We start from the raw sequence: 26,313 nt of genomic DNA, 5'->3' as shown, positions 1-26,313 counted from the left end.
TTCTGGCGGTTTTTTGTTCATAATGAGAGTCTGTAAACAATTTCTCCATCGTATACGTCGCCAGTTTCTTCAAAACCGGATTGACTGTATAAATGTCTTGCACCTGCATTGTCCGGGCATACGGTCAAGTTCACAAATCGGCTTTGCGGGAAACGGTTCCGTACTGTATCTACGATCGCTGAGAGAGCCGCTCTGCCATATCCTTTGCCTTGGTACTGGTGATCAATCAAAAAACCATTGAACCAGTAACACCAATCTGTGGAGGCGTCATAAGCAATCATGACAAACCCAACCATTTTATCAGCGTCATACAAACAGAATGGGTCATAGGCGCAGTTGTCACCGTCAGGACGGATATGAACCTTCGCCAACGAAACGGCAACAGAGGGGACAAAGTGCAGCTGCTCATCCTGCACCTGCAAGCGTAATGCATCCTGCCAGTTATCTCTGGTTGTTGAAACTAATCGAATAGTCATGTCTTTGATAAGTCTTCACCTCGTTCATCTTGATAGCTTAAGCGTAACCGATCCCACCTGAAAAATCTTCCTTTTCCGCGTGGGCGTTTTTTCGTAAAATAAACCAAGGATACAAATAGAAGAGTTCCCGAAAGTGAGGTAACTGGCATGGACGAGAAAAAAGAAGCGTTGGTCCCTGAACTGGAGGATCTAGTTCGTAAATTTACAGAGCTGTTGACAGGAGAAGCGACTCCTGAGCGCGTAGAAATGGTAAAAGTATGGTGCCTGTACACGACAATGGCAAAAGCGATGCCGCCGCTGATTCAGCATTGGGGAAGCGAGCCTGAGCATATGGAAGCACGAAATCAAATTCGGGAAATCATCGAGCAAATCAAACAGTGGAATCAGGAGAAAAATCAAAAGCACTAAAGATAAGAAAAACGCTGTCTCTTGTTGAAAGAGAGCAGCGTTTTTTTTACTTCAATCAAAAGGCTAACCAGCGTGGAGGCATCCATTCTCCTTGGTACTGTTTTACGGATTCCACGTGATATGCTTGGCAGCATCCATTAATTCATTTAAGGTGACACCGTGTGCCGTCATTACGACATACAACGATTGATTGTCGGATTTAGCGTTAAAATGAGCCGCGTGCTGGGCTGTTGATGCTTTTGAATCCGTTTGATCAAATGAAACAGCGATGGCTTGCTCTCCGTTGACTGCAAACAACTGAGTAGCCGAGAAAGTACCTGGGATAGAGAGGCTACGCTTGCCTTCTGTATTACGCACAACATCTATGCGAATCCAGTCGTTGTTCCGCTTGTAATCTGAAGTTAAGCGAGTCACCTTCTGGCTGGTTTCGGATTCATATTGGACCGATACTGTACTCATCGAGAACCCATTCGGTGCTTGCGACAGGGCAGGTACGGGCATATCTGATGCTTGTACAGCGGTGTTCAAATCAGTGAAGGAGGATAGTGTAATGGGCTGCTTCGCTACCGCTGGCAACGCTGGACCCACTAATGCGTTCTCGGTTGTACCCCCATCAGCCGTGTCTGGTTCCGCTTGGGAAGCGATCCCAAAGGTCATAGGATTCTCAGCAGCAGCGCCATTGGCTTCTTTAGCGGCTATATGGTTACCAGTATTTGCTGACTCCGCTGGAACTTCTGATTTCGCTTTAGCCGCTTGATCAGCTGTGTTCCCCTGTAATCCCCGAGATGCCACGCTGTTCTGCCCGTCTTTATTTACCGTATGTGGCTCTGTTGTGGCTACTTTTTCCTCTGGTTTCACCATCGCAATCGCATTGTTCGATTGGGGAGGTGATGCAGGAGGTGTATCTTTTTTAGGTGCAGTCGGAGCGACCTGAGATTGTGTAGCAGCAGACTCGGGATTGCTCTCTGCCTTTTTCATCGTAGGGCTGTCAGCAGCTGCTGGTTGAGAAGCGATTGCAGGTGCTGGAGCTTGTATTGCCGATTTTGATTCCGCGTCGAATGCAACTATGTTCTTGTTGATCTGATCGTCTTGTATCCCGTTTTTTTGTATGGCAGCCATTTGATTACTACTCGGTGCCAGTTGTTGGTAGCCGACGAAACCAACTGCGAGCAAGACAGCCGCTGCGCTAACCCAGGCGTATGAAGGGAAGCCTTTGGTCCAACGCTTGTTTGGTTTTGAAATCACTGTGCTCGTTTGTTGCTCTGAAGATGCAGTAGCGGCGTGAGGGGGTACACCTGTTCCGGCGGTCTGGTAGATTGCTTGCATGATTTTGTCTTCCAGGTTCGCTTGAGGTAGTGGAACCTCCTTCAAGAACTGCACCTCCTCTTCTGTTGTCATTTGCGTTTCTATCCAAGCGATGCATTCGTCACAGGTTTCAATATGTGAGTGCGAATCGCTATCTGTGTCATCTAGCCATGCCTTTCTAAATGCCTGGCAGTTCATGTACGAGCCCCCCTTCCTTGCGGGATAACAATTTTGCGAGTTCCTGACGAGCACGCAAGTAACGGACACGAGCTGTAGATTCGGCGATGCCGAGAAGTGTCGCTATCTTTTCAAACGGATATTCGTGCGTACAGCGAAGGACGATCACTTCTCGATAAGAATCTGACAGTAAGGCAAAGGCTTCCTGGATTTCTCGACGTTGCTCTTTTGTCATGAGCGATTCCTGAGGGGATTCGTCCCGTGTATTGGATGGCACATAGGCCAATTGTTCATCCGAGTCATGATACTTTCGGCGACGCAAGAAGTCGATGCTCTTATTTCGGGCGAGCGTATGTAACCAAGAAGAAAACTGGCTGTCTCCACGGAATGTCGACAATTTTTCATACGCTTTTACAAATACTTCTTGAGTAAGATCCTCTGCATCAGAGCGATTGTTTACCATTTTGTAAATGAAAACATAAATCATATGCTGATATCGCTGGATGAGGTCGCGATACGCTTCGATGTCGCCTTGAAGAATCCGCTGAATGATTTCGGCGTCGGATTGCATTGAATCTTTGGCCTCCCTTCCCTCTATGAGACGCTGGTTATTCGTAAACGTTTCAGACCAGCGTTTCGATTTCTATAATATCGTATGGATAGCCCTGTTCGACCAGAAAAAGCTGGCGATGGAGCGAAAACTCCTGCTCTCTCGTGTCTCGTGTTACCAATGTATAAAAATGGGCAGTGTTGTCGTCTGTTTTGGGCCTTAAGATACGTCCCAGGCGCTGTGCCTCTTCTTGTCTGGAACCATACGTCCCGGAGATTTGGATCGCGACGTTGGCATCCGGCAAATCAACCGCAAAGTTGGCTACCTTGGATACAATCAGGCGTGTAATTTCCCCTTTTTTAAACTGAGTGTACAAAAGCTCACGTTCTTTGTCCGGTACTTTTCCTGTAATGAGTGGCAGTTGGAGGGCCGTTGCCATCTGCTCAAGCTGATCGATATATTGCCCGATGATCAAAACGCGATCGTGGGCGTGCCTCTCCAATAGCTCGCGGACGACCTCCAGTTTTTTTGGATTTTCCGCTGCAATGCGAAACTTTTGGCGGGCGGTTGCATGTGCGTAAGCCTCCCGCCACTTCGGCTCAAAGGGGAGTCGAATTTCTCGGCAATGCGCCTCTGCGATCCAGCCTTGCTCTTCCATGACTTTCCACGGAACCTCGTACTTTTTTGGGCCAATCAGCGTGAAAACATCTTCCTCCCGCCCGTCTTCCCGAACAAGAGTAGCAGTCAGCCCAAGTCTGCGAGTGGCTTGAATCCCAGAAGTTACACGAAAGATGGGTGCAGGCAACAAATGCACCTCATCGTAAATAATAAGCCCCCAGTCGCGCTCTGAAAAGAGTTTCAGATGAGGAAAATCATCTTCGGCGGTGGGGCGGTATGTAAGAATTTGATAAGTTGCCACAGTTATTGGCTTGACTTCTTTGTTGTCACCAGTGTATTCCCCGACCATATTTGGATCAAGTCCTGTTTTGTCCAAGAGCTCAGCGATCCACTGGCGAACCGATGTCGTATTCGTGGTTAATATGAGGGTGGCTGTTTGCAACTGGCAAATGGCACCGAGTCCAATGATTGTTTTTCCAGCACCACAGGGGAGGACGAGAACGCCGCTGCCCCCAGTCACAGCGCCTCCGGAATAGAAGGCATCGACAGCTTCTTTTTGATAAGAACGCAAAGAGAATGCTCTGCCTCGGGATGTCGTTTCCCGTAAGCTAACTGGACAGGATTCGCCTTCTGTATAGCCCGCCAAATCTTGAACAGGAAACCCGAGCTTGATCAGCTCTTGTTTGATTAGTCCGCGCGCATAGCTTTTGATGACGAACTCATTCTCAAAAAGAGCAGCGATTGATTTATAACTGGTTACCTCTGTTAATAGAAGTGGGTCTTCACTCATTAATACGAGTTGATCACCAATGCGTTCCAAACGAAACAAGCCGTATTTTCGCATCGTATCTTCAATTTCTTTGACGATGGTTGGCGGGACACCGTACTTGCTGTAGTTACCAAGCACGTCTGTTACCTCTTGTGATGTCAGACCGGATGCAGCTGCATTCCAAAGCGATAAAGGGGTGATCCGATAGGTATGGATGTATTCTGGGTTTTTGATTAGCTCAGTAAAACCACTGATAGCTTGTCTGGCCTCGTGAAAGAAAGGATGCTGTGTTTCCAACAATATCGTCCGATCGCTTTGAACGATCAAGGGCAGGTCTGGACGGTAGGACAATAGACTCACCTCGTTGCAAAAGGCATAGGAATCAGCACTATGGTATCACAATCTCAAAAAGAAAGAAAAACGAACAGGTAACATTTTGGCTATGATGGGAAACAATATCCCAAAGCATGGACGGAAAGGATGGCGGGGAGCATGGCAATTTGGGGTAGCTTGTTTAATTTGATCTTGGTCATGATCCTCGTACTCCTGAACGGGTTCTTTGTTGCGACTGAATTCGCGATCGTAAAGGTAAGGGAATCACGCATTGCACAGCTCGCAGCAGAAGGAAACAAGCGCGCTGTTGACGTCGAGAGAGTCCTGCACAATTTGGATGCCTACCTCTCCGCGTGCCAACTTGGGATTACGCTGGCTTCATTAGGACTCGGTTGGTTGGGAGAGCCTGCTATCGCGCATCTCTTGCATCCAGTTTTTCGTTACTTCCATTTAAATGAAACGGTTGTGACCAGTATTTCCTTTATTATCGCTTTTTCGTTGATTACGTTTTTGCATATCGTGCTGGGGGAGCTGGCTCCGAAGACATTGGCGATTCAATACTCCGAGAAGGTGGTACTGGCAGTAGCCAAGCCGATCCAACTCTTTTACAAAATCATGTATCCCTTTATTCAAATGCTGAACTGGTCCGCGAGTCATTTTCTTGGGCTTTTTCATATATCGTTGGAGCCGCATCAGGAAGCACATACAGAAGAAGAGATACGCATTCTTGTCAATGAAAGTCATAAAAGCGGATTGATTGATCAAACCGAGCTGATGCTGGTTGATAATATTTTTGATTTCTCAGAGACGATGGCGAGAGAAATCATGGTTCCGCGTACAGATATGGTTGTCTTGAACCTGCGCGATCCTTTTGACGAGAACGTCAAGCATGTCCAAAACGGACGATTTACCCGCTATCCAGTAGTGGATGGTGACAAGGACCATGTTGTCGGTAGTTTACATATCAAGGATATGCTGACGGGGCTTCTGGAAGGAGAGAGCCATGATCTTCAGACCTTCATGCGCCCGATTTTGACGGTACCGGAGACGATCTCGATCAGCCGGTTGCTGACCATGCTGCAAAAACAACGAGGGCAAATGGCGATTATCATTGATGAGTATGGGGGCACTGCCGGGCTGGTGACCCTCGAAGATATAATGGAAGAAATTGTTGGAGACATCCAGGACGAGTTTGACGATGAACGCCCAGAAGTAGAACGTAGTGACGGCATGCTGTCATTGGACGGGCGTATGTTATTGGAAGAAGCGGGCGATTATCTGGACATCGAATTGGAGTCGAGCGATGTGGATACGCTTGCTGGCTGGATTTACATGCAGATCGACCATCCGCCGCGCGTGGGGGATCGGGTAAAAGAAGGAAAGTACGAATTTATCGTGGGAGAGGTCGATCATTACAGAATCACCCGGGTCTATGTAAAGAAAGTCGGCAAAGCAGAGGAAGAAATCAGTTCCACGTAAGGGAAGAAAGGGGGCTTCTCAATGCGTAATATAATTGCTATAATGGGACACAAGTTGCATAGATGGCAATGAGCCTAATTGCTTAGGGTGATTAGAGCAGCTGAGAGTAGAGACTAGAGGAGGAAGTACAGATGAGACGAGCAGTCAGTATGGTACTGACCGCATTGCTGGCGTTTTCTTTGGCAGCATGTGGCAACGAAACAGGTGGGAAAACAGAGACAGCAGCAACGACAGGCCAAGGGCAAACAGTGAAGCTGGGGCTGACGCAATTCGTGGAGCACCCTGCGCTTGATGCCATTCATAAAGGAATTTTAGATGGTCTGAAGGATGCTGGCTACGAAGAGGGCAAGAACTTGGAGGTAGACTCCCAGAACGCCCATGGTGATATGAACAATACAGTCTCGATCGCACAGAAGTATGCCGGAGATAAAAAGGATCTTGTCGTAGCGATTGCGACGCCATCCGCTCAGGCTGCAGCAAAGGCGATTGCTGACAAACCTGTTATTTTCAGTTCCGTAACAGACCCGATCTCGGCTCAACTGGTTGGCAGTCTGGAGAAGCCAGACAAAAACGTGACCGGGACGTCCGATAAAGTATCCATGGAACAACAATTGAAGCTGGTGAAAACCTTCCTGCCTGGGCTGAAAAAGCTGGGTGTGATCTATACAACCTCCGAAATTAACTCAGAGGTACAGGTCAAGGAATTGGAAGACGCAGCGCAAAAACAAGGCGTAGAAATCATCAAGGCGGGCATTTCGCAGCTGTCTGAAGTGCAGCTGGCGGCTCAAAGTCTTGCTAGTAAAGCAGATGCCATTATTATCCCAATTGACAACACCGTCGTATCTTCCTTTGAAGCGGTGCTCGGAGCAGCAGAGGAAAACAAAATTCCTGTATTTGCTTCTGATACCGATACAGTGAAACGTGGAGCGGTTGCTACTTACGGGATTGATTACTACCAAATCGGTAAACAAACAGGCGATATGGCTGCCCGTATCTTAAAAGGGCAGAGTGTTGCTGATACCCCTGTAGAGATTTCGAAACAAGCTGATTTGTATATTAATGAAACAGCTGCTGCAAAGTTTGGGCTCACTATTACTGAGGCACTCAAACAACAGGCGAAAGAAATCATCAAGTAAAAAGAGAGCGTCATGCTCTCTTTTTATTCTTTTAAAACCGTTTTATCCATGTTAAACTGTAGAAAAAATTCACGAGGGGGAATTCACTAAATGTTCAAACAAAAGAAGAGTGTTAAAATTTTTCAGACTTTTTTATTTCCTTTATTGCTTTTGTCTGTTACCGCTTGTGGACAGCAAAGCACTACTCCTGCAAACAATCCTACACCCGCTCCTGCTACTACGACGGCATCTGCCCCGTCTACTGAAACCAAGCAGCTGACAATTGGAATCGCCCAATTCGTTGAACACCCTGCTTTGGATGCAGCGAGAGAGGGCTTTATCAGCCAACTGGCTAAAAACGGTTACGAAAAAGACAAGCAAGTAAAAATCGATGTGCAATCCGCTCAAGCGAGCATGGATACAGCCATTCAGATTGCCCAAAAATTCGAGGCTGACAAAGTAGATTTGGTGTTGGCCATTGCGACTCCAACGGCACAGGCTGCCGCACAAACCAGTAAAGAAATTCCGATCCTGTTTACTGCGGTAACCGATCCTGTAGAAGCTGGTCTGGTTGCAGCGATGGACAAGCCGGGAGCGAACGTAACCGGTACATCGGATATGAATCCAGTCGAAGAGCAATTGAAGCTGATCAAAGAAATGAAAGCTGATGCGAAATCTGTTGGAATCATTTATAGTTCTGGCGAAGTCAACTCCAAAGTACAGGTAGATGCTGCAAAAGCAGTAGCTGGCAAGCTTGGATTGGAAATTAAAGAAGCGGCGATTACAAGCGCGACAGAAGTGAAGCAAGCAGCTGAGTCCATGGTGGGCAAAGTAGATGCTTTCTACGTACCAACTGACAACATGGTCGTATCTTCGATTGCAGCTGTGATCGGAGTCGCTGAAGCACAAAAAATTCCGGTCATCGCTGGTGAAGAAAACTCTGTGAAGAGCGGAGCGATTGCCACTTACGGGATCGACTACACGAAGCTTGGTGAGCAAACAGCTGATATGGCAACAAAAATCCTGAAGGGTGAAGCGAAGCCGGCAGATATGGCTGTTGAAGTGCAAGCAGACATGAAGCTCGTATTGAATAAGAAAGCAGCGGAAAAAATGGGTGTGACGATTCCGAAAGCCATGCTCGACCGTGCTGGACAAGTGATCGAGTAATAAATGTAGTAATTGGAGGATTTCTTCTATGAATCAACTGGCAGTAATGGGAGCCATTGAGCAAGGTTTACTATTTGGTATCTTGGCTCTCGGTGTATATCTGACCTTCCGAATTCTAAACGTTCCTGACTTGACCGTAGATGGTAGTTTTGCCTTGGGAGGCGCAATCGCAGCCAAATTCATTATCGATGGCACCAATCCGTTTTTGGCCACCCTGCTGGCTTTCATTGTAGGTGCATTAGCAGGAGCTTTTACGGGAGTCTTGCATACCAAAGGAAAGATTAACGCACTTTTGGCGGGGATCTTAACGATGATCGCCTTGTACTCGATCAATTTGCGTGTCATGGGAAAAGCGAATCTGCCTCTTTTGCGGGAAGATACTTTGTTCACTTATGTAAAGGATATGGGCATTCCAAACCTGACCGTAGGTGGAGTTACTTTGCTATCTGGTGTAGCAATCATCTTTATCGTAGGTGTTCTGGTGTTGAAGCTGATCATTGACTGGTTCCTGCATACGGATATGGGTCTGGATTTGCGTGCGACAGGTGACAACTCGAAGATGATCCGCAGCTTTGGGGTAAACACAGATTCGACAACGATTATCGGTTTGGCTCTTTCCAATGGCTTGGTAGCTTTAGCAGGTGCGTGGGTAGCCCAATACCAAGGCTTTGCGGATGTAGGAATGGGGATCGGGATGATCGTCATCGGTCTCGCTTCCGTTATTGTCGGGGAAGTTTTGTTTGGCAGCTCTTCGATTTTCCGAGTGACGCTTGCTGTCATTCTCGGCTCGATTGTGTACCGCTTAGTCATTGCACTGGCACTGGATGCAGGACTCAATCCTTCTGACATGAAGCTGATTACGGCCCTGATTGTTATCATTGCCCTGACTGTCCCAACTGTGGCAAAAGGCATCTGGAAAAAGCAAGCGGTACGCTCGGCAAGGGGAGGAAGCAGCGATGCTTAAAATTACAAACGTCAACAAAGTATTCAACGCAGGAACTGTGAATGAAAAGATCGCGCTTCGAAACGTCAATCTGCACGTGAAGAAAGGAGAGTTCATCACCGTTATCGGAAGTAATGGTGCCGGTAAATCGACGATGATGAACATGATCTCCGGTGGACTGACGCCAGATAACGGAAGCATTCAGATTGACGGCAAAGATGTCACACGCTTGGCGGAGCACCAGCGTGCAGGTCTGATCGGCCGTGTGTTTCAGGACCCAATGGCAGGTACAGCGCCGAACATGACGATTGAGGAAAATCTGGCAATCGCTTTGGGGCGGGGAAAACGTCGTACACTTGGATTTGGGGTGAATAACCAGAAGCGGGAGCAGTTCCGTGAGCAGCTCAAGCAGCTGGATCAAGGGCTGGAGAACCGTTTGAAGACCAAAGTGGGTTTTCTCTCAGGAGGACAGCGTCAAGCACTGAGCCTGTTGATGGCTACCTTTACGGAGCCGAAGATTTTGCTCCTCGATGAGCATACAGCAGCGCTTGACCCGAAACGGGCGCAGTTGATTGTAGATTTAACAGAAAAAATCGTGGAGCGCTATAAACTAACGACAATCATGGTCACGCATAATATGGAACAAGCGTTGAACATGGGGAATCGTCTGTTGATGCTCCACGATGGGGGAATTATTCTCGACATTCCGGATGAGAAAAAACGGACGATGAAGCCACAGGATCTGCTTCGGGCATTCGAAACAGCCCGCGGTGGAGAAAGCTTCAGTGAAGATCGCTTCTTGTTAACTTAATCGGATCGAATCAGCCTTCCTGTTCAAGCGGGAGGCTTTTTCGTTGGTGGAAAGATACACGTACATGAATCCGGCACCGATTAAAAGGATGCCTGCGACAATGGTAAAGAGGATCGTGCCCCCATAATGTAGCAAGACAAGGCTGCCCAAGTACGGTCCGCACATGCGGGAAATATCCCAGTGTGTTCCTGTGATCGCGAAGTACCTTCCGCGCATCGTGACAGGTGATATCCGGGTGACGAAGGCCATCAATTGTGTCAGCCCAATACTTTCTCCGATGACGAGCAACACTTGCAGCGCGAGAAGGGCAGGTACGTTGTCGATGAAGGCGTAACCCAAGGATACGATGAGAAAACAAATGTACGCGCCACTAATCAACAGGCGAGCAGGCAAGTGCTGGGTCCATTTGACGAGTATATACTCGAACAGGAGCAGTAGGACCCCTTTTACCGCAATGAGCAAGGCGAGTGTTTGCAAATAGTTGGGCAGCGTGTATTTCAGATGAAGCTGGAGATTTGTTTCGGTTTGCGCGTAAAACAGACTGATCGGCAAAGCCAGCAGCATAATGGCAAGGGCTGGTCGATAAGCATGCCAGAAGCTGCGTGAACGTACGGTTGCTGCTTCTTCGACGGGAGCCTCCGGCAGCGGAGTTTGTGGGATTTTCCACCAGACGGCAAGAGCATAGATCAATAGCGAGATCGCAGTAAACAAAAATGCCATAGCAGGATCATACTTATAAATGATGACTCCGACTAAAGGTCCCAACGCGGCCCCGATACTGCTAGAAGTACTGAGAAGGGCAAAGGCACCAGCCATTTGTGCAGCGGAAATCGTATCAGCGAGATGCGCGCGGCTGACAGGGATAAACAGGGAGCGGCCAGCACCGTTGATGATGTACAGGATCGCAAACCCCGTCATGGAGTCGGCCCAAGCCATTCCCAACATAGCGAAGCCTTGCAGGAAAAGGGCGAGTAGCATGATTGTTTTTCGACGATAGCGATCCGTGATGCCACCAGCAAATAGCGTCAGCAAAATCTCGGAGAAGGGCTGCAAACCTATGACGAGCATGGTCATGGTGACAGAGCCGCCGATGTTCTCGCTCAAGTACAATACGAGAAACGGAGCGATCATGGCGCTGGATAGTGAAGTGAGCGTTTCGCCGAACAAGCGGACCCAGAGGAGTGTCGGATACGCAGCAATGAATCGACTAAGTGCATGAGGAATGAGTGGCATAAGAAAGTCCTTTCTTTCGGCTTTTTCCGGTTAGTTGGTGTTTTTAGAATTGTAAGGTAGCAAAGACCAGAGAAAAAGCGTACGATTAGGCGAATAGCTTTTTCATGTTTTATGGGCGAATTGGTGGTGGCAAGATGCAACTCGTTGAACAATACATGCGTTTATGTGCGGGGCGGCCGAATGAAACGATCGGGCATCCGCTTGACATATCTTTAGCTGAAGTTGCTTCGATTTTATTTTGTACGTTGCGGAATGCGACCTTGACCTTGAAAAAAATGCAAAGCCAGGGATGGGTAGTTTGGCAGCCGGGGAGAGGTCGAGGAAATCGATCTGTACTCACATGCTTGCTAGTGCCCGAAGACCTGATCATGAGCGTAGCCAAGGAACTCGTGCAAAAAGGGGAAATTCGTGCTGCACGGGACATGATCGACGAATATGGGGGAAATTTGCCTGTTTTGGGTGAAAAATTTTCACGATGGATGAATAGTCAGTTTGGACATCGTGTGAAGCGGGAAAAAGGAAGTAAGGGCAGAGTCGATACCTTGCGTTTGTTTTACAGTCGACCATTCGCAGGGCTTGATCCGATTCATATTCTCCTGCGCTCCGAGTCACATATGGTCAAGCAGCTCTTTGATTCTCTCGTCCAGTTTGATCCAGTCACGAGACGGATTGAACCCGCTATCGCTTTTTATTGGGAGTCTAGTGAAGAAGGAAAGCAATGGACTTTTTACTTGCGGAAAGGTGTCTTATTCCATCATGGTCGTCCACTTATTGCCGATGATGTGCGCTTTTCCTTCCTTCGTTTGATGGAGCATTCCTATAAACATCGCTGGCTAGCCGCTTCAATCGAGTGCATTACCGTCAAAGATGAATACGTAATAACGATTTCTTTGCATATGCCGGATGAACTGTTTTTACAAGCGCTGAGCAAGGAATACATGGCAATAGTCCCCGCTGATTACGTTCTGGAGATGGGGGAGCAATTTGCACAAATGCCAGTAGGAACGGGGCCGTTTCGTGTAGTCCGCAACGATGATTCCATGCTCGTGCTGGAAGCGTTCACGCCTTATTTTGGGGGAAGGCCGTTCTTGGACCGAATTGAAATCTGGTGCGTACCTGGAATGGCAGCAGAAGCGGAGGCAGATGGGAGCTTGTTATCTGTCACGGCTTTGGATGATCATCGGGATACGAGCTTTCTGGCATGGAGTGACGTTGGCAGATTGGAAGATTGTTTTCAATACGTCAGCATGAATGGAGCAAAGAATGGCCCGCTGTCACATCGTGAATTTCGGAGTCTCGTGGTGGCTATCATTTGTGGACAAAACTTGAGACAAGAGCTACAGGGAACGAGGGAGCATGCAGTCATCTGGGGGAAAACGGATTCGTTCCAAGAACCAAAAAAGGTGCCGGGTTCACAGGAGTTTGTTCGTATTTTCAAAGAGAGCGGGTATCAGGGAGAGGCGCTGTCGCTCTATACGTATCCAGATTCCGATCATATAGAAGATGCCCAGTGGATTCAGAAAACGTGCAAGGCATACGGAATTGCCATAGAGATTAGGTATGCATCCCCCGAGGAGCTTGCCTCGCCTTCGTTATTACAAGAGGCTGATTTCGTTGTGGATAGTGCGAATGTAGATGAAAGGGCGGAGCTGTCTTTACGAGAATTTCTACACGCTGGTGCGTTGAGTATTTCTCATCATTTAGATCCGCATGGAAAGGAAGAGATCGCGTATTGGATGAATCGTCTGTCGTGCGCCCGAACAGCACAAGAGCGACAAGCTTGCGTAGACAGCATCATGCATACGCTTGCGGCTTGCAGCACGTTTGTCCCGCTGTATTCGAATCGGGTTGAAATGCTTGCACATCCGCGATTATCTGGTGTAAGTCTGGATGCCTATGGTTGGATTGATTTCAGGCGCATTTTTGTTAGGGAATAGCATAAATTTGTCACATAATGATGTGAAACCGCTTTCGTTTTTCATCGTATTATTATATGTAGATATCTATTATGCTCATAAAGTTTTTTGAGGAGGAACTATGCCGGTGTATACCAAAATCGAAAAGGACAAACACATTTTGTTTGCGTCTATTCGCTTGATGATCTGCGTCGGGCACGCCGACGGTTATATAGGAAACAAAGAAATAGATCGTATTCATGAAATCGTGAATTCGGAGCATTTTACTTTGAAAGAACGACAAATTTTAATGGATGATTTGGACTATCCGAAGCGTCCGGAAGTCATCGTGGAAGACCTGGTAGCCATGACCCAGACTGAAAAGCTCGTGATGATGCGCAAGCTCTACCACATGGCATTGATCGATCGGAAGCTATCCGCATCGGAGACAAAAGAGATTGCTCGCATCGCTTGCTTGATCGGAATCTCGGAGGAAAAGCAGCGTCAAGTAGAAGAGTGGATTCGTGAAGGGATTGCTTGGCGCGAACGATGGAAAGATATTGTAGAAGAATAGCCGGGGCCCCAATATGATTGGGGTCCTTTCGTTTTAGGAGGAAGCTTGGCGCAGCCTCTTTTTCTACAGTACAATAAGAAAAATACGTCCCAGCAAGTGGCAACGCTATGGATGAAGGAGGAGACCCTATTTTGCGGATCTTGGTTACGAATGATGATGGCATTGATGCTCTTGGTATCAAGCGGTTGGTAGAAGCTTTGCTCACTCTGGAAGGAGCGGAAGTCTCTATAGTAGCACCGGTTGAAGAGAAAAGCGGGGTTGGACACGGAATCACTTATCGGAGTGCACTCTCGCCTGAACAGCGTGATTTTTACGGAATGCCGGTGAAAGCGTGGGCGGTCAATGGTAACCCTGCAGACTGTGTAAAAGCTGCTTACCATCTCCTGTTTGAACATGGGAAAAAACCGGATATCGTATTCTCGGGGATTAACGTCGGAACGAATCTCGGACGTGATATTTATTACTCCGGTACGTGCAGCGGTGCCAGGGAGGCGGTAATTTTGGGTGTTCCTGGTGTTGCCCTGTCCTATGATAACTGGTTCGATCAAGACAACTACGGCGAGGTAGTCGAGATGATTCGTCCGCTTGTAAAAGAGTTCAGCGATCGTGCGATCAAAGGGGAACTGGCGTCAGAGGTATTCTGGAATATCAATATCCCGCATGTACCGCTGGCTGAGGTGAAAGGAATGGTTCCGGCCACTTTGTCCATGAACCACTATGAAGACAAATATAGTGAAGAAGCCGAAGGCTATTATTTAGCCCGCGAGTATCCTCAGGTCATGCCTCTGGCGGAGCCGCTGGACTATGATTTGCTCAAGCATGGCTATATTGCGATTACCCCTGTCCACATTGACGCGACAGACCGGACTCTCTTAAAACAAATGGACAATTGGGCATTGCTAAAAGCTTGGGGAAAACAGGAGGAATAACGTATGAACGACGATTTTTTTCCTCCGCTAACCCCCGATGACAGCCTGTGTTCTCCGGAAGAGTCAACACAGGGAGAGGTACTCGATCCCGTTGCTTATCACGATTTGTACAAGCTGGCAGAAGAAGAGGGGCTTCCATACTTTGTCCGTCTTAGTGGCACTGGCGAAGTGGAGCTGTATTTGGTGTTCGAATCGGTGGATGCTTTCAGCGAGCAGACGAGAGATGCCGTTTCACTCGAATTCAAGACGTATCAAAATAAACTGCTCGCTGTCATTTGGACCCTGTCGGATCCGCTGAATCCACTTGGTTTTCCCTTGACGTTCGACATAGCGCTTGCTAATGAGCGAAGCATGGCCTTGAGATTGATTGAGCAGCCGTATATTTCTTTGCACTACTTGGCTTATTCGGATCGTGAGCTTACCCACATCTATTCAGAAGCCATCTCTTTCTCCTCAGAGGAAGTGGCTCGTACACGTGAGATGATTCAGGCGCTTTATGAGGGGACACCCGATACACTTCCAGAAGAGGTGCAGGTGCGTGAGGAAGAGACCGAAAGCATCTCAGCGATGAGCTTGCCTGCATCTGTTTTTACAGAATCGGGGATGGCCTTCGTATTGCGTTACAAGCATATGAGAGATGTCCATGGTGAAGAAGGGGCCCAGCATTTATTGATGAGTACTGTGCAGCAAGCTGTATGGGTCATGCGTAGGCACGCTCGCAGCGAGGTCCGGGATACGTCCTTTACCGTATGGGCTGCGGAAGCGGGTGATTACGCAATGATCGTGCTTACGCCTAGTCTCTCGCATTTATTCGAGATCGTTCATATGTCAGAGGATGAAGCGAATCCGTTCTCGCGCTTTTTGATGACCTTGCCAGAGTACGTACAGACGCAGGACGCTTCTCCCTTACAGTTGGGTGCCTATCCGCTACTGCGTTATGAGAGCGGTCGCCTCTATCATTTGGAGCTCGATGAAGAGGTACAGAAGTATCTTGCGCAGGTGTTTGCGAAAGCGTTTCCAGGAATGCCTGTCCCTTACCTGTAATTGTTGAGAGATTGTGAAAAAGGACTCTCCCCGGAATTTTTTTGTCTTCGATGAAATATGGGTAAATAAGTCATTTTTCAACAAAGGATACGACAAGAGCGAATCCGAATTAGGTAAGACAGACATTCCATTGGGGAGAGGTGACGACGATGTACGCTGTTGAACCCAATTTGTTCCAGGCTGTTTCTGAATGCGCCCACCGTTTTCAAGGGGAGATTGAGCAACTGGCACAACGTCATGCACTTACAATCGAAGGAGGGCTTCCGGCGTTGGAGCTGCAGGTCCATCCGCAGTTTCAGGCTTTGCTCGAGTACAATCTGTGGGGAGAAGCCGGTTTAGTTGTTATCCATGGGAAATTACATAAGCGCGATCACGTTTGGACAGATTCGTTTTCTGTCATGATGAAGTTTTCCTTGACGCATGATCCGAAAGTCGATATCGAAGGAAAAAAGCAGCGCATTGAAGAGTTTTTATACGGGGAAGGAGAGTACTTCTGGAATATCCCTCCCGCTGGCCATGTGGGTCATAGTGAGCTGACCCTGCGCTTTACCTACCAGCCTGGAACGAACCGTCTTGCCGAATATGTCAGGAGTATTTTGGGAATCGTAACCGGAAAGATGATGGCTGCCTAACGCGGCATGAAAGAGAATGGCTCTCCGTCACAGGAGGGCTATTTTTTTCGAAGGAGGACAGAAATGCGCTTATTCATCGCATTGGATATTCCAGCTGAGGCTGCCGCTTATATTGCCGATGTTCAAAAACGGTTGAAGCAAGATGTGACGGTGGACAGGTGGCAGTCTCTCGCTAATTTGCATTTGACTCTGCATTTTCTTGGAGAAGTGGATGAGTCACTCGTACCCGCTATCTGCGAGGACATGGATATTGTCAGTGCGATCATCCAGCCAATGACCCTACGTGTTGGCAGCTTTGGGGTTTTTCCGAATGCTCTGCATCCACGTGTGCTCTGGCTGGGACTGCGCGGTCAACTTTCCCCTCTCAAGCAGCTCCATTTGTTGTTGGGCAGACGGTTCGAATTGCACGAAGGCTTGTCCTATGATCGGAAGCAGTATCGGCCACATATTACGCTGGCGCGAGGTCCGCATCGCAGTGGGAATGAGCTTGCCCTCTTGGATTGGAATGAACGCTATTTAGCGCAGGAGCCGCCACAATGGAAGGCGCGGCATTTCCATTTGTATCGTTCCGAGCTGTTGCCGGAGGGTGCGGTACATACGATTATCCACACGAGCACGTTTGATAAAGATCACAGCAAAAAACAAGCGTTGCCTGAATAGACTAAGAAGAAAGGATCAGGGAAGCCTTCCAGAAAGCGGTGGAAAACGGATGGGTGAGTTCACGACCGGCATTCTTTATCCACGCAAATACGAACCGAAAGTACTGATTGCCTTATCCAAGACAGAGCAGCCACACTTCCACAGAAACGTCAACAGCGACTGGAATGCATTTTTCCTGCAGGATGAGTGGCTGGAAACCTCCACGACGCTTGATTTTTTGCTGAGACTGTCCAAGCAATTCGTTCCCCTCCTCTGGTTTCATGACGCTGAGGACAACGGCTGGGGCTTTCGCTTGTTCGATGCAGGCTTCGAGGTTGCGTCCGCGACAATCAGCTACTCGCTCGATGTGGAAATGGCGGAAGCCGAGTTCGGCAGGCTTTATCCAGAGATTGACCTGCAGGAAGGTATTGTAGACAGCGAGGACGTTCGGCAAAAGTATGAAGACATACTGGAGAGGGTAGTGCGTTCGGAGTTGTATCGGCGAGAGGTAGGTAAAGGGATCACACGTATCAAGCCGCAGTCATTTAGTCGGATCGTGGGTCCCAAGCAGATTCAGCAGTTGCGTTCTCTTTTTGATTTGCAGTTATTGACGAACGTCGATGATGACACAGGGGCTTCACTGTTGTACGACTCGGTTGACCTGTTCAAAGAAATTTTGGGAATCGAAGAGATGGTGTGGGTGAACTTCGCGTATTTAGCAAGCGGAGGCAGAGAGTAGGAAATAACGAATAAAGAGAACAAAAGCCCAGTGCATCTTTTTCGCACTGGGCTTTACACTGTTCGTTACTTCTTTTTCCACTGTCCAAAAATTTCATCCACATCAAGCAGCATGATCAGCTTGTCGTTCATTCGGGCAATACCTTGCAAATATTTACCCTCTACACCAGCGATAATGGGTGGTGCAGGCTCGATCAAGCTCTGCGGAATATTCAGGACCTCAGAGACCGCATCCACGATAATTCCGATGTTCAACCCATCCATCTGCAAGTCGACAAAGCGAGTGTCATCCGTTTCTTCCATCGGTTCCAAATCAAACATTTTCCGCAAGTTGATGATCGGTAAGATCCGTCCACGCAGATCAATGACTCCCTCGACATAAAGTGGAGATTTTGGAAAACGTGTAATGGGCAGCGGCTTGATGATCTCACGTACGAGCGAAATCGACAGGCCGTAATATTCATTCCCCATTTTAAACAAAATCTGTTGGTCAACAGCAGCTTCTGCTTCCGAATCCGAACCATTGCTTCTTTTCGTCATTTCCATCGTACATGATTCCTCCCCGAACCTCTTTCCATGTCTTTACCCATATTGTACCATGGGCAAACCTACTCAGGACGTTTTTTTATCTCAGGCAAAGACTTAAAACAGACCGACAAGCGTCAGGCTCGTCGGTCTGTTTTCTTGATTATGGTTCACGAAGGTCGTTCAATGAAATTCCTTGCTCGAGAGCAAAATCAAAATCATCCACATCGTAAAATTGAACAGGCACGATATATTCCAATATCCGATCCTGATAATCAGGCTGGTCTGTGAGAAGTGGGGCCTCAAATTTCATGGCCGTCAACAATAGCTGTGTCTCTACGGGATCAAATATTTCCCCCCACATGGCGTTGTCCTCTACTTTTACGACCGTCAGGGTCACGCCGTTCGGAAAAGAAAAGGGAACCTTGGACCATGGGGCTATCAGTCCTTTTTCCATTCGTTTGCGGTTGAATGGATCGACAAAAAATTGGCTCATTTCTTTCATAATCCGCCGGACATACTGATCATCAGCAGAGTAGGGCATGATAGGTTCAGGACTCTGGATAAATTCGTCCAATTCATAGATTGTCGACGCGGGTATCAGATATTCTACTGGTTGCGATGGGACCATCAACTCCCCGTAGATAGCCAACATGATCGCTTCTATAACGAATTGTTTCGACATTTCGACAACCCTCCTCGTTACCATCATACAAAAAATCAGGGGCACCGTACAAGGGTGGCGAGTAGGGCTCAAAAAGTTTAAGGAGGGTGCATCCTTTGTTTGAATCTGCTTTTTTTTCGTCCCTGCTACTCATCATCACCATCAACCTCGTATTAAGTGGAGATAATGCCGTGGTCATTGCCATCGCATGCCGGAAGCTCCCTGTCGAACAACGAAAACAAGCCATTTTGTGGGGGACGTTTCTTGCTATCATCGTACGCGTGATTGCTACGGTTCTTGCTGTTTATTTGCTGAAAATCCCGTATTTATACCTGATTGGCGGAATTATTCTGCTTTGGATCAGCTACAACCTGTTGCGCGAGGATGACCGAGAGGAAGCATTCAACTCAAGTGAAGACTTGATTCAAGCGGTCAAGACGATTGTTGTGGCGGATGTGATGATGGGACTGGATAATGTACTCGCTATTGCGGGAGCAGCGCAAGGAGACATCGTTCTTATCGTGCTGGGCCTCTTGATCAGCGTGCCTCTCATGGTTTTTGGTAGCCAGCTTATTTTAGGGGCAATGGAGCGCTTTTTATGGCTTGTTTATGTTGGTTCAGGTGTCCTGGCAGTGACAGCGGCGAATATGATTCTCATGGATAATACGATGCGTGAATGGATCGCAGGGAGGAGTTGGCTCGAATATGCGATCAAAATTGGGTTGGTCGCTCTCGTAGTAATAGCGGGATATTTGCAACGTACAAAAACGACACGGACCCAAGCATGAAAAAACTGAGATGAATAAGGAATCTCAGCTTTGTGGTGGGCCTATAAGGTTTTGACGATCGTCACGCTCATCCATTCTTTATCGTAGAGATCGATTTCATAGGTGCTGGCTACTTCAGAGCCATCTTCATTGGTAAGAATACGGATGGTAGGTCGATTCACAGCCAATGAATTTACTTTTGAAACGACGCCGGTATGTCCTGTACTCAGCAATACCGTAGAAGCAATTGGATAAATCGCAACGTGCTGCAAGAATAGCTTGAGCAGGTCGAGGTCGAAATAGGTGTTTCCTGTAGCGAACAAGTACTCGGTAGCATCACTCGGCGAGTAGCTTTTCCGAAATGGGCGCGGGGAAACTAAGGCATCGTAAACATCGGCGATTGCCACGATTCGTGCATACTCGTGAATGTTATTCTCACTGAGCTGACGGGGATATCCTGTTCCATTGTATCTCTCGTGATGCTGGAGCGCACAGTGTGCGGAGACGACCGAGATATTATGTTGATTCCGCAAAATATTGAAGCCTTCTTCGGTATGGTATTGGACACGTTGGCGTTCTTCTGCACTTAATTCTGTAGGCATGGTCCAGAGCTCCTTAGGAACCTGTGTCATGCCGATGTCGAACAAAAGCGCACCAATTCCCAATTCCATCATCTGCTGCTGGTTGTAGCCTTTGGCCATCCCTACCACACCAGATAGAATGGCGACATTGACAGCATGGTGAAAAAGGTAACCATCCAGCACGTGAAGACTGGACAGGTTGACTAAGATGTCTTTGCGACTGCTCAAGTCTTGAAAGATTTCTCGAAAAACCTTTTGAAAACTGCTTCCGAAATCAGGTGCGGACGTACGGCGCTTGATCTGCGGCTGGTCCATGAGGGTGGTCATCGTTTTGTACACGGCATCCACGGCTTCTTTACGCGTCTCATCGCGGATTACATCTTCCGGCATGATATCTTCTGTGTGCTTGTCTTGAATGTAAAGGGTATCAATTCCCAATTGAACAAGGCGTTCAATGTAACGGGGAGTTAGTTGTACCCCGATCCCCAACAGAACGTTCCCATTTTCCTGGAAAATGCTCTTGGCGATGACATCGCCCGGCTTTACCGAAGTAATATGCAATTTTCTCACAACGAAAGCCCCAGTCCTTTTTTTGTGGAATGTAAATAGCCCTGATTTTCTGGCAGTTCATGTAGTACCATTTTATCACAGTAGAACATGGGGAGACTAGCGCTGTCGAGGTACTTCTCTTAATTGTCATTTTTTACCTTGTGAAAAAAACAAGATTATTGCTCGGCTGCGCGATTTGAACGTGTAAACCAGCGGAATGGATTGAGTGACCAGCGAGGCTCATAGCGGGCATAGCGCTCCTTACGACGAGTCAAGCGTTGTTGCATGAGATCCAGTTCGAAAGTAACGCGACGCATTTCCAAGCGGAGGGACTCTTGCATTTCTTCTATGTCCGCAATCTTTTGCAGAATGGTCGACTGCATATGATTCATGGAGGAGAGTTGAGTGAGCTCCTGCTGAAATTGGACGAGTGTCTCGTGGACTGTCAGTTCCACTTCTCGCATGCCCGTACCCAGCTTGTTTGTGGCGCTGAGCGTAACGGCGGTTTCTTCCGCACCCAAGAGTTCTTCTTCCATGAGCATTTCCTCGGACAGGCGACCTTCTTCTATCAGTTGGCGCTGAATATCTTTTAACGAGCTGTTACCGTTATCTTTTCTTTCTTTCACTTCCTTGAGCAGTTCAAAGCCTGCTTCGCTGATCAAATAGTGACCCTGCGGATTTTTCAGACGTTCCTGAGCAGGTACGAACAAGTCCAGCCAGTTACGTAGTGTACGAACATGCACATCAAGGCGATCAGCTACCTCTTTTGAAGCCATCCAAACTTGTACATCCATCCCGAATCACTCCCTTTTTTCCTCTCGGTATTCCCGGTGGACTCATTATAGCACCAAAATTTTCCGGGTAAGAGAGAATCGACAAAGGTTCTAAAAACTAGTGATCTTTCGTCCGATTCGGACAGGTCGTCGTATTTTGTCAAATTTGCTAGGCTGCTCATAATGACCGGGACAGGCGCGTACATATGGAAGGAGTAAGCATGTTTTTGCTCGTTGGGTGAGGAGAGGACCGGATGATGCAATCTGTTTTCTGGATTGTCCTTTTGACTGCTGCCTTGGCGAGCAGTATCGGGGGACTGCTGTTATGTCTGCGTGCTTGGTCATCCGAGGCATTGTTTGCGATGATCAGTGCAGGGGCTGGGCTACTGCTGGCGATTACGCTTCTAGATTTGATGCCACATGTCTTTTCTGATAAGAGCTTGTGGTTGATGCCATTTGTGCTCGTTGGCTTTGTTACGCTTTTTGCTTTGGAATTAATCAGCAAGTCGAGTGGAGAGTTTGGCTCCACGGGAATGATTGGGGTCATGACAGGTTTTTTATTACATGCATTTGTCGAAGGCGTCTCTTTAGTCGCGAGCTTGCGGATGGATTCAGAAGTTGGGGTATCCGTGTTGGTGGCGATGCTGCTGCACAAAATTCCGGATGGTGTAACCATAGCCTCTCTGTTGCTGGCAGCGACCAACTCGAGAAAGAAAGCATTTTGGGGCGCGACGTCCCTTGGGATTGCGACGATTGCAGGAGCTCTCAGCTTTGGTTTTGCTGAGCGAATGTTTCCATCGAATTGGTCTGGCATTATGCTGGCCATGACGACTGGTATTTTTTTATATGTATCCGCCAGCCATCTCGTCCCTTATATCGGACAGACCAAAAAGGCACAGTACGGGGTTTATTTTGTTGGCGCGATGGCCGTGTATCTGATTTTGTCTGCTTTTTTACACGCGAACCACTTGCATGCATAAAAGGCCCCATTCCTAGCCAGTCTAGTCTGAAGGAAGGGAGTGTGGACAGTATGAACCATCAAGAACAAATGCAAACAGACGATCATTTGCAGTCACTGACTGAATTCCCGGTCATGGGGACATCGTTGAATCCATTGCAGGAATCGTGGGCTTCCTCTGAAGCTCTATCAACGCTAAGTGATCAGGCCGGAAGTACCGATTAAATTTTACACTGCCTCTCTCGTTTATCCACTCGTATCCATGGACAAGATCGGTTATAATGCAGGGGAATAAGTTGGGAAAGGGGCAGATACATAATGAATACATTGTTGCAAGGAAAGAACATCGTCATCATGGGCGTAGCGAACCACCGCAGTATTGCCTGGGGAATTGCGCAATCCTTACATAATGCTGGAGCGAATCTGATTTTTACGTACCAAGGGGAGCGTCTGCGTGAAAACGTGGCGGCACTCACGGAAAAAATGGGAGTAGAGTCGCTGTTGGTAAATTGCGATGTCACGAAGGATGAGGACGTCGAAGCGGCTTTTGCTGTGATCAAAGAAAAAGTGGGCGTGATTCATGGCCTAGCGCATTGCATTGCGTTTGCGAAAACGGAAGAGCTCGAAGGTGAGTATGTGAACACTTCCCGCGAAGGATACGCATTGGCACAGGACATTAGCGCATTCTCCCTGGTAGCAGTTGCTCGTGCTGCTCGTCCGTTGATGACGGAGGGCGGAAGCATCGTGACGTTGACTTACCTTGGCGGTGAGCGCGTGATTCAAAACTACAACGTGATGGGTGTAGCCAAAGCTGCGCTTGATGCTTCTGTTCGTTATTTGGCAAACGACCTGGGCAAAGAGAACATTCGTATCAATGCGATCTCTGCTGGTCCAATCCGTACGCTTGCCGCAAAAGGAATCCGCAATTTCAACTCCGTGCTGAAGGAAATTGAGGAAAAAGCGCCATTGCGCCGTACGATTGACCAATCGGAAGTAGGCGACACCGCTCTCTTCTTGTTCAGCAATCTCTCCCGAGGAATCACGGGTGAAATTCTGCACGTCGATGCTGGCTACAGCATTATGGGCGGCTAACCAGAAGCAAATTTCCCGAAAAAGAATAACAGGCCCTGCTTTCTCGCATACTATACCCAAAATGAATGCGTGAAAGGGGGTCTGTTTTATGTTTCCATTGATTACGAACATGGAAGAATTTTTGATTTATATGGGCGGTGGCTTTCAGTACTTACCTTCCCATCTCGGCGATGAAGCGGGAGGTGCGGGTCTTTCGTCCGAATCGCTCCCGGGGGATACCGATACACAAGCTGTGACGGGCCCGGGTAATCGCGACGTATAAGAGACGGCGTTCTTCTTCAAGCGCACCGGAGCCGCCTTTTCGCAACTCATCCAATGTGTACTCATGAGGAAGGGCACCCTCTACCAGATCGGGCAAGAAGACGTGGTCGTATTCGAGACCTTTTGCCCGATGGATGCTTAAAACATGAACAGCTTCGTCCGGGAGTGGTCGCATCGTGCGCCACTCTTTTTCTTGTCGCGTCATTTGATCGATATAAGCCAAAAAATCGCTGATCGTCGCATGGCGCTTGGAAGCTGCCAGTATTTGCTGCAGCTCATCGCTCCAACGTTCCCGGCCATCTTCCCGGTCTTTCGCGCGTTTTTTTAGATAATCGCGCAGTTTGCCGTCCTCATAGATGAGCTCTAACGCCTGAGCAGGTGGAACATCCTTGCATGCGGTGAGTATCTCATTGATTTGCTGCATGTGCTTGCGCTGATACGGTTTGAGCTGTGTCAGATGCGGAAGAACGTGCAGAATCGGCTTGTCCTCGATGATGGCTTGGCTGCGCAAGGCATTCCACATTTCCGCTGAGATGTAGAGGGTCGACAATATTTCTTTTAGCGCATCGGTGTCATCCGGGTTTAACGCGAGCCGCAAATAATTCAGCGTCCAGCGAACCGTCTGGCGTTGGTAAAAGGATTCCTCCTCTTGTGTGTAATGAAAAGGAATCCCGGCTTCGCTCAGGCGCTCCAAAATGGGGCGTGCCGATTCATTGGTGCGGTATAAGATCGCGCATTCACCCAAAATGGCACCCTGCTCGCGACGATGGATAATTTCATCGACGATCCGGGAAGCTTGCTCTTCTTCGTCTTCCGGCTCGAATAAATACGTGTCACCTTCCTCGCGATGAAAGGACTGACATTCCTTTGCCCAACGCTCCCGGTTGTGACCGATCAGCGAGTAGCCAAGACTGACGATCGAGGAATGGGAACGGTAGTTGACCTCGAGTGTAAATGTCGATGCCTGCGGAAAGTCTTTGGTGAAGCCCAAGATGTACTGCGGATCACTGCCACGAAACCCGTAAATGGACTGGTCATCATCCCCGATGACACATAAATTGTTTTGTGGAGCGGCTAATAGCTTGACCGTCTCATACTGAATGCGATTGATATCCTGAAACTCATCGACCATCACATAGGTGAGGCGTTCCTGATACCGGCGCAGGAGTCCTGGATCATCGCGCAGCATTTCGTAGCAGCCTATGAGCATGTCGTCAAAGTCAAACCATTGATGCTTTTTCTTTGTGGCCTCGTAGAGAGGATAGAGCTGGATCGCCCGTTTTTCTGCATCGCTCGTTGCTTCCCGATACGCGACCTCATGGGGGAGGATGTATTCGTTTTTCCAACGGCTGATGATGCCGAGTGCTTCGGTGATCTCGGTTTCTTTTAACGTGGAAAGGTCGTCATGACCGAGCAGTGCACCAGTCTCGCGCATCAACCGCCATTTTTGCCAATCCTTTTTCAAAAGGCGCTGCTGATCCCAGCGTTCTGGCTGGTGATGCAGGAGCATTCGGTAAAAGATGCTGTGGAACGTTCCGGCAATCAGCTCACGTGCTTGTCCAGCGGGTAGCTGCCGGGCAATACGCTGACGGATTTCATCGGCGGCTTTGGTTGTAAAGGTCACGACCATGATTTGATTCGGCTTTACGCCCAAATCTGATATCAAGTGAGTCGTGCGCGCAGTCATGACGCGCGTCTTGCCACTTCCGGCTCCGGCGAGGATGAGAAAAGGCCCCTCGGTAGCGTGCACCGCTTGCTGTTGTCCCGGGTGCAGCGATTGATCGCGCATTTGCTCAGCCATGTGAGAGATGGTCTTCTTCGGCATCAAGCGTTTGCGGAAAACCGGTGGCTTCGGAGCTGGCGGGGGAGGCGTCGTGCTCGCGCCAATCGTTCTCTTTTTCGGAAGGCGAAAGGAGCCGATGGTTTTTGTATTTGCTTCGTCTACGTCTATGGATGCCTCGCTATGCTCCTTAGATGAGAAAGCAAGTGGTTCTTTCGCGTTATCGTCGTTGTGATCCTTTGCGGCCGTAGCAGCCAAAACAGCTTGAAAGGCAGTGGCTGCCGTTTCATTTATCGCTTGCAGCGAATCGAGAGGAGCAGGACCATTTTCCGTCAGAAGCGGGCACTCTGCTCCTTCGGGATGGAAGAAATGCGGCTCAAAGCTGATGCCAGCATGAAGACGAAGCGCCGATGCACAGGCTGGACAGCGTACCTTGTCCTGCCGGGCAGCCATACGCCAAAACGGTATGCGGTTGTAGTTCTCAGGTAGCAACAGGATGGGTTTGTTGTCTAGTAAAGCGTAGTTCAT

27 protein-coding genes are annotated in these 26,313 nt (G+C 48.4%); 17 read left to right on the top strand and 10 right to left on the bottom strand.

Annotated elements, in window-relative coordinates:
- Positions 1-17: 17 nt before the first annotated feature.
- On the bottom strand, positions 18-476 hold the full coding sequence (locus HP570_RS05065) for a GNAT family N-acetyltransferase (RefSeq protein WP_173625067.1): 459 nt from the start codon (positions 474-476) through the stop codon (positions 18-20).
- Between the two features lie 147 nt (positions 477-623).
- On the opposite strand from HP570_RS05065, the gene HP570_RS05060 reads away from it, so the two are divergent.
- Positions 624-884 carry a YusU family protein gene (locus HP570_RS05060; protein WP_015892299.1) on the top strand — a complete coding sequence of 87 codons (261 nt, stop codon included), beginning with the start codon at positions 624-626 and terminating at the stop codon, positions 882-884.
- Positions 885-986: 102 nt separating this feature from the next.
- Here the strand turns inward: HP570_RS05060 and HP570_RS05055 are convergent, their stop codons facing one another.
- The 3 genes from HP570_RS05055 to HP570_RS05045 are packed head-to-tail and all read right to left on the bottom strand — an operon-like array spanning position 987 to position 4,654.
- Entirely contained in the window at positions 987-2,387 is a 1,401-nt protein-coding gene (locus tag HP570_RS05055; protein WP_173625066.1) for a hypothetical protein, read from the bottom strand.
- Positions 2,368-2,937: an RNA polymerase sigma factor gene (locus HP570_RS05050; RefSeq protein ID WP_007716978.1), complete on the bottom strand. Its 570-nt coding sequence runs from the start codon at positions 2,935-2,937 to the stop codon at positions 2,368-2,370. Before HP570_RS05050 ends, HP570_RS05055 begins: the two co-directional genes overlap by 20 nt.
- A gap of 52 nt (positions 2,938-2,989) precedes the next feature.
- Positions 2,990-4,654 carry a DNA repair helicase XPB gene (locus tag HP570_RS05045; protein ID WP_217364494.1) on the bottom strand — a complete coding sequence of 555 codons (1,665 nt, stop codon included), beginning with the start codon at positions 4,652-4,654 and terminating at the stop codon, positions 2,990-2,992.
- 141 nt (positions 4,655-4,795) lie between these two features.
- Between HP570_RS05045 and HP570_RS05040 the strand changes: the two genes are divergently transcribed.
- From HP570_RS05040 to HP570_RS05020, 5 genes are all read left to right on the top strand, one after another.
- A complete protein-coding gene (locus HP570_RS05040) occupies positions 4,796-6,115 on the top strand; it encodes a hemolysin family protein (RefSeq protein WP_173625064.1) in 1,320 nt (439 codons plus the stop codon).
- A gap of 131 nt (positions 6,116-6,246) precedes the next feature.
- Positions 6,247-7,251 (top strand): ABC transporter substrate-binding protein, encoded by a 1,005-nt coding sequence (locus tag HP570_RS05035; RefSeq protein WP_015892294.1) that lies wholly within the window; start codon positions 6,247-6,249, stop codon positions 7,249-7,251.
- A 90-nt stretch (positions 7,252-7,341) separates the two neighbouring features.
- Entirely contained in the window at positions 7,342-8,397 is a 1,056-nt protein-coding gene (locus HP570_RS05030; RefSeq protein WP_173625063.1) for an ABC transporter substrate-binding protein, read from the top strand.
- A 28-nt stretch (positions 8,398-8,425) separates the two neighbouring features.
- On the top strand, positions 8,426-9,361 hold the full coding sequence (locus HP570_RS05025; protein WP_015892292.1) for an ABC transporter permease: 936 nt from the start codon (positions 8,426-8,428) through the stop codon (positions 9,359-9,361).
- Positions 9,354-10,151, top strand: a complete 798-nt coding sequence (locus tag HP570_RS05020; RefSeq protein WP_015892291.1) for an ABC transporter ATP-binding protein — start codon at positions 9,354-9,356, stop codon at positions 10,149-10,151. The genes HP570_RS05025 and HP570_RS05020 overlap by 8 nt, the downstream gene beginning before the upstream one ends.
- On the opposite strand, the gene HP570_RS05015 is transcribed toward HP570_RS05020, so the two are convergent.
- Positions 10,143-11,384 carry an MDR family MFS transporter gene (locus tag HP570_RS05015; RefSeq protein WP_173625062.1) on the bottom strand — a complete coding sequence of 414 codons (1,242 nt, stop codon included), beginning with the start codon at positions 11,382-11,384 and terminating at the stop codon, positions 10,143-10,145. The two genes, HP570_RS05020 and HP570_RS05015, sit on opposite strands and share 9 nt — an antisense overlap.
- Positions 11,385-11,518: 134 nt before the next feature.
- On the opposite strand from HP570_RS05015, the gene HP570_RS05010 reads away from it, so the two are divergent.
- From HP570_RS05010 to HP570_RS04980, 7 genes are all read left to right on the top strand, one after another.
- Positions 11,519-13,321 carry an SgrR family transcriptional regulator gene (locus HP570_RS05010; protein ID WP_173625061.1) on the top strand — a complete coding sequence of 601 codons (1,803 nt, stop codon included), beginning with the start codon at positions 11,519-11,521 and terminating at the stop codon, positions 13,319-13,321.
- 100 nt (positions 13,322-13,421) lie between these two features.
- Positions 13,422-13,853 (top strand): tellurite resistance TerB family protein, encoded by a 432-nt coding sequence (locus HP570_RS05005; RefSeq protein ID WP_015892288.1) that lies wholly within the window; start codon positions 13,422-13,424, stop codon positions 13,851-13,853.
- Positions 13,854-13,960: 107 nt separating this feature from the next.
- Entirely contained in the window at positions 13,961-14,782 is an 822-nt protein-coding gene (gene surE / locus HP570_RS05000) for a 5'/3'-nucleotidase SurE (protein ID WP_173604427.1), read from the top strand.
- A 3-nt stretch (positions 14,783-14,785) separates the two neighbouring features.
- Positions 14,786-15,826, top strand: coding sequence for a hypothetical protein (locus HP570_RS04995; protein ID WP_173625060.1), 1,041 nt, complete (start codon positions 14,786-14,788; stop codon positions 15,824-15,826).
- A gap of 149 nt (positions 15,827-15,975) precedes the next feature.
- Entirely contained in the window at positions 15,976-16,458 is a 483-nt protein-coding gene (locus tag HP570_RS04990) for a hypothetical protein (protein WP_064202841.1), read from the top strand.
- 63 nt (positions 16,459-16,521) lie between these two features.
- The gene (thpR, locus tag HP570_RS04985) at positions 16,522-17,118 is read left to right on the top strand and encodes an RNA 2',3'-cyclic phosphodiesterase (RefSeq protein ID WP_173625059.1); all 597 of its coding nucleotides are present in this window, start codon (positions 16,522-16,524) and stop codon (positions 17,116-17,118) included.
- A gap of 49 nt (positions 17,119-17,167) precedes the next feature.
- A complete protein-coding gene (locus tag HP570_RS04980) occupies positions 17,168-17,836 on the top strand; it encodes a hypothetical protein (RefSeq protein WP_026134193.1) in 669 nt (222 codons plus the stop codon).
- 65 nt (positions 17,837-17,901) lie between these two features.
- Here the strand turns inward: HP570_RS04980 and HP570_RS04975 are convergent, their stop codons facing one another.
- Both HP570_RS04975 and HP570_RS04970 read right to left on the bottom strand, forming a co-directional pair.
- Positions 17,902-18,381: a chemotaxis protein CheW gene (locus tag HP570_RS04975; protein ID WP_015892282.1), complete on the bottom strand. Its 480-nt coding sequence runs from the start codon at positions 18,379-18,381 to the stop codon at positions 17,902-17,904.
- Between the two features lie 142 nt (positions 18,382-18,523).
- A complete protein-coding gene (locus tag HP570_RS04970) occupies positions 18,524-19,045 on the bottom strand; it encodes an ADP-heptose synthase (RefSeq protein ID WP_173625058.1) in 522 nt (173 codons plus the stop codon).
- An 86-nt stretch (positions 19,046-19,131) separates the two neighbouring features.
- Here HP570_RS04970 and HP570_RS04965 point away from each other — a divergent pair, with 86 nt between their 5' ends.
- On the top strand, positions 19,132-19,812 hold the full coding sequence (locus tag HP570_RS04965) for a TerC family protein (protein WP_173625057.1): 681 nt from the start codon (positions 19,132-19,134) through the stop codon (positions 19,810-19,812).
- 41 nt (positions 19,813-19,853) lie between these two features.
- Here HP570_RS04965 and HP570_RS04960 read toward each other — a convergent pair whose 3' ends face one another.
- Positions 19,854-20,942, bottom strand: coding sequence for an HD-GYP domain-containing protein (locus tag HP570_RS04960; protein WP_173625056.1), 1,089 nt, complete (start codon positions 20,940-20,942; stop codon positions 19,854-19,856).
- Positions 20,943-21,097: 155 nt separating this feature from the next.
- Complete coding sequence (locus HP570_RS04955) at positions 21,098-21,715, bottom strand: MerR family transcriptional regulator (protein ID WP_173625055.1); 618 nt, start codon at positions 21,713-21,715, stop codon at positions 21,098-21,100.
- A 233-nt stretch (positions 21,716-21,948) separates the two neighbouring features.
- On the opposite strand from HP570_RS04955, the gene HP570_RS04950 reads away from it, so the two are divergent.
- The 3 genes from HP570_RS04950 to fabI all read left to right on the top strand — a co-directional run bounded on the left by HP570_RS04950 (position 21,949) and on the right by fabI (position 23,744).
- The gene (locus HP570_RS04950; RefSeq protein ID WP_015892277.1) at positions 21,949-22,674 is read left to right on the top strand and encodes a ZIP family metal transporter; all 726 of its coding nucleotides are present in this window, start codon (positions 21,949-21,951) and stop codon (positions 22,672-22,674) included.
- Between the two features lie 50 nt (positions 22,675-22,724).
- Positions 22,725-22,877: a hypothetical protein gene (locus HP570_RS04945; protein WP_173604419.1), complete on the top strand. Its 153-nt coding sequence runs from the start codon at positions 22,725-22,727 to the stop codon at positions 22,875-22,877.
- Between the two features lie 93 nt (positions 22,878-22,970).
- Positions 22,971-23,744, top strand: coding sequence for an enoyl-ACP reductase FabI (gene fabI, locus HP570_RS04940; protein WP_015892275.1), 774 nt, complete (start codon positions 22,971-22,973; stop codon positions 23,742-23,744).
- Positions 23,745-23,895: 151 nt separating this feature from the next.
- On the opposite strand, the gene HP570_RS04935 is transcribed toward fabI, so the two are convergent.
- Positions 23,896-26,313: a UvrD-helicase domain-containing protein gene (locus HP570_RS04935; RefSeq protein ID WP_173625054.1), complete on the bottom strand. Its 2,418-nt coding sequence runs from the start codon at positions 26,311-26,313 to the stop codon at positions 23,896-23,898.

This window comes from Brevibacillus sp. RS1.1, from assembly GCF_013284365.1.
Lineage (GTDB): Bacteria > Bacillota > Bacilli > Brevibacillales > Brevibacillaceae > Brevibacillus > Brevibacillus brevis_D.
Note: the sequence above shows the minus strand (reverse complement) of the source record. Positions and strands in the feature narration are given on the sequence as shown.